General features: G+C 58.7%; 1 protein-coding gene. It reads left to right on the top strand.

All coding sequences use genetic code 11. The annotated features are described in order from the left end of the window. The coding region (locus tag EN807_RS32305) for a GntR family transcriptional regulator (protein WP_127208385.1) at nt 1-773 on the top strand (773 nt) is incomplete at its 5' end. Nucleotides 774-842: the final 69 nt, after the last annotated feature.

Here is an 842-nt window from a genome sequence, read left to right as displayed (position 1 = left end):
GCATGATTCAGCCTGGTAGAACTCCACTTCATATTCAGCTGGCGGACATCATTCGGTCTCAGATCGAGAGCGGTGTCTTCAATGCTGGCGATCAGCTTCCCACTGAGATGGAGTTGATGAAGCAGCACGCGCTCAGTAGCAGCACTGTGCGACAGGCGGTGCTTGCCCTTGTCGGTGAAGGCTTGCTCTATCGACGCGCTGGCAAGGGGACGTTCGTTGCCAGGCGTCACATCGGCCGCGACCTGCTTACTTTTTCAGGCTTTTCGGAAGAAGCCGTAGCACGCGGCTTCCGGCCGGGTACTGGGCATGTGACGGTCGACTGGCGATCCGCTGACGCCTTGGTCGCAGCCGCACTAAACGTGCCGACCGATGAAAGTGTGCTGACTATCGAGCGCCTGCGCACGATCGACGACGAAGTCGTAGCGGTTGAGACAGTTTCGTTCGTCGCGGCAATCGGGCGCCACATGGAAACACTCGACCTTGCCGACACCTCTCTCACCGAGATTCTCGAGCAGAACCTTGGTGTGCCGCTTGCCCGAGCCAAGCAGGAGATTCGGGCTGGCATCGCGCGTGCCAGACTGGCAAAAGCACTAGACGTGTCGAGCGGCACTGCGGTTCTGCAAATTGACCGTACCGCGTTCGACGTGACCGATCGGGTTATTTACTTTTCGTCGTCATCCTACCGGGCCGATCGCTACATTTACACCGGCTGGATCGAGCGCAAGAGCGCCTCGATCGCTCAACCACGCCAATTAATCGGCCGGAGCAGATGATGCCCACCTGCGAAGTTTATGTCGTCGGCTCGTACGGAGTTGCGTTTTGGATTGTGGGCGACGTGCCAG

The sequence above is a fragment of the Mesorhizobium sp. M5C.F.Ca.ET.164.01.1.1 genome (assembly GCF_004792125.1).
GTDB classification, from domain to species: Bacteria; Pseudomonadota; Alphaproteobacteria; order Rhizobiales; family Rhizobiaceae; genus Mesorhizobium; species Mesorhizobium wenxiniae.
Note: the sequence above shows the minus strand (reverse complement) of the source record. Positions and strands in the feature narration are given on the sequence as shown.